General features: G+C 39.1%; 3 protein-coding genes. All 3 read right to left on the bottom strand.

Features of this window, described 5'->3' with window-relative positions:
* Nucleotides 1-280 precede the first annotated feature (280 nt).
* Nucleotides 281-1,039, bottom strand: coding sequence for a hypothetical protein (locus QMD71_09960; protein MDI6841148.1), 759 nt, complete (start codon nt 1,037-1,039; stop codon nt 281-283).
* A 258-nt stretch (nt 1,040-1,297) separates the two neighbouring features.
* A complete protein-coding gene (locus QMD71_09955) occupies nt 1,298-2,812 on the bottom strand; it encodes an NHL repeat-containing protein (protein ID MDI6841147.1) in 1,515 nt (504 codons plus the stop codon).
* Entirely contained in the window at nt 2,797-3,075 is a 279-nt protein-coding gene (locus tag QMD71_09950; GenBank protein MDI6841146.1) for a hypothetical protein, read from the bottom strand. Before QMD71_09950 ends, QMD71_09955 begins: the two co-directional genes overlap by 16 nt.
* Between the last annotated feature and the right edge of the window lie 264 nt (nt 3,076-3,339).

Below are 3,339 nucleotides of genomic sequence, written 5' to 3'. Positions count from 1 at the left end.
TATAAATGAAAGCATCATTAAAATGACTAATAATTTATTCATTTTACACCTCCATAATTATTTATAACCATTTTTCAGGTTTTGTCAAGTAAAAAATGAAAAGTTGCCATACTGAACGGAGTGAAGTATCTCAATGTAGATTCTTCGGCTTCGCCTCAGAATGACAGTTAGGAAAAGGGCTCAATGAACTGTGAAGGGCACGCAGTCAAAAAGATACAAACGTAGGGAGCGGGGTGACCCCGGCCCTACAGGTGGGCAATTCATGAATTGCCCCTATAAATTATGTAGCAGTAGCAGCTACTGATGGTGAGTATCCAATCAGATTAGCTGCATCCCTAAAGAATACATAGCCATGAATAGCTGATGGAGTAAGACCAGCTGCTATTGTGATAGTACCTGTTCCAGCAACCCTCGTCCCTACACTTGTAAGTGCAGTTCCGTATAGATAGCCCTCTGGTCGCCAAGAGATATCAACTACTGGTTCCACATATGCCATTATATAGGCGAGGTCAGTATCAGTTCCATTCTTTACATGAGTTGCATCCCATGTTATAGTGAGTGCACCCGTAGCTGGATTATATGTGCAACCTGTGATAGAAGGTGTAGGCTCGAGGTCTCCATCAGATACAAGCATAAAGTCCATATTAGGCTTGTTAGTGATACTGTATATCTGGTCCTTGTTTGGTATAGACGCCCATAGAGCTGGTGCATTCCTTAGGACGAATAGGTTAATGTGAGTCAGCTTATACTTCCTAAGGTCGCATAACCTTTGCCATACTGGATACATCAGACACTCAAGATTAGCGCGTCCTAACCAGCCAAGTAACTGAAATACAAGCCGCCTAATATTGAACTGCTTGTATGAGAACAGTAGTGGTCTTATTCTACCAGCCATCATCCTACGCCATAAGTCAATAGTACCACGCTGCCTTGGTAGGACTCTGACCCTTGTCCACTCTATACCTTTCCATACTCCACCAACTGCATCGTTGAGTTTACCTCTTAGGTAACCCCAAGGTGAGCCAATATATTTAGCCATAGTGTTTCACCTCCTTCCACCATTATTGGGTGGTGGTAACCCCTGACTGCGTGCCCATTATCCTCTAAATCCTAATTTCTAAATCCTAAACAAATCCCAAAATTCAAATTCCAAACCTGCCTGACGGCAGTCAGGTATTCCAAACGTTGTTTGGAATTTGGAAATTGGAATTTAGATATTGTTTAGAATTTAGTGCTTGGAGTTTAGGATTTTTCATTAGGTTAGGATTTAGAATTTCGTGCTTAGAATTTATCATTGTTAAGCGACTTCAAGCACTCTATGATTCCAGGCATCAGTAATTAATACATGCCCATTAGGTAAGTAGTCAACATCGTATGGTGTATATAGCTTGTTTATGGCATAACCTATCACATCAGTCTTCCCATACTGCCATATTATATCTTTGTCTTTAGTGACTTTAATTACCCTCCTACCCGCCATATCACTTATTAAGTAAGCATCTTTGTTAATATAATCTACAGCCCATCCCCTCCTTATTTGGTTAGGTCCTGTTCCACTAACATATGTTTGCCCATATTGCCAGGCTATTTGTTTTGCACGTGTGACTTCTATGACACGTCTACTCCCATAATCACCTATAAGTGTGTTTCCATTAGGTAATCTTTTCACTTTCCTCGGGTAATGTAGTTGATTATAACCTGCGCCCGGTACTCCCCAAGTTCCGTATTGCCATACTATGTTGAAGCTTGCATCTACCTCCCTAACTACATTATTTTCCATACAGCCTATAAGTATGTTACCATTTGGTAGCTTATGCACATCCTGGCATACACCCAATCCTGTATAGCTCCATACTATTGAGCCTGTAATGTCAATTTCGTATACGCCATCAATGGATGCAATAAGTATGTTTCCATTAGCTAATAGGTCTGCCGCATATGGTTGTGTAAATAGCCAAGTCCTGATGATAGAGTGCGTCCTGTCTACTTCTATCACCCTGTTATTGTATGTATCTGATATAAGTATGTTTCCGTTAGGTAACAGGTCTGCGTCATTTGGTAGATAAAGCTGGTTATGACCTGAACCCGGCACCCCTGATGTTCCATATTGCCATACCTGTTTAAGCATAGTCATCTCCATCCTTTTACCTGTAGACAATAGAGGGGCTGGGTCATCTGGTGGGTAACAGGTTCCAAGTCTATCAAGCCAGCAGCAATCTGGTAAACTTTTATCCACTGGGTGTAGGTGTGCAATAAACTGCTCCTCAAGGTCCTTCCAAATATAGGACGAATAGCTACCGTCTTGTCTTATTTTATGTGTAGGTATAAAATACCAGGTATCCCTAGCTACATGATGTATAGCAAGCCACATCTTATCCTCTGCTGTTCCTTTACCGTAAAGGGAAGTATCCCAATTAACACTAAACTCGCCAGTATCCGGCTTATATGTAGCATATATAATTCTTGCTGGCTGTATATCACCAATTGGATACACTCTGATAACCCATGGTGAATACGGTTTACCCATAGCGGACTCAGTTGTGTATACATAACGTAGATTGTGTTTAGTCCATAGATTAAATTGTGTCATATGGGAACGGTTAGCTATCTTGTAATAAATTATTAAAGGCATAGTTTTAGAGTACTTAACTACATCACTAAATATAGCCCTCACCCTTTGTTGAGCCTGTGTTTTTGGGTTACCTGGTATAACATATTGCCTACTAACTGGTATACCTTTCCATAGGAAACCTACTTTATTTCCTAATTTACCAATAATGTAGCCCCAAGGTGAGCCTATGTATTTAGCCATCTCTTAAGTACCTCCTTTGTCTTATTAACTGCAAGCTCAAACTCTTCCTCATTAACTGGTAACAGCTTTTCTTTTGGTATTTTAGGATTAGGGATACAGCAAAGGTAGATTTCAACTACCCCTTTTCGGTATAAGCCACATATACCAAACATAAAGTCATCCCTCCCTACATTGACTGGTATAGTCCCACCATTATTAATACCTGCCTCTGTGAGAATTCGTTCCCATGTCAAATTATTAGTATTAGCTATTTTCTTTTGCATACTATATAATATTTTCTACAAAATTCTTTTTCATTCTTTATTTTTCTTAATTTTTTACATCAAGCCACAAGCTGATTTAGGAGACTTAAAAATTCTAATTTTATTCCAATCTTTACAGAATGTTGATAATACAGATGATACGATGGCTAAAATTATTAGACATTTTATTAATTCTCTAAATAATAACTTTTCGCTTTTTACTTGACAAAAGACAAGTAATATAAGCCATAAAAGTTGACCTTAGACGCTTTGAAAAATGGCGTT

It is taken from the genome of bacterium, from assembly GCA_030018315.1.
Lineage (GTDB): Bacteria > Hydrothermota > UBA3073 > JACQXS01 > JAGMCI01 > JASEGA01.
Note: the sequence above shows the minus strand (reverse complement) of the source record. Positions and strands in the feature narration are given on the sequence as shown.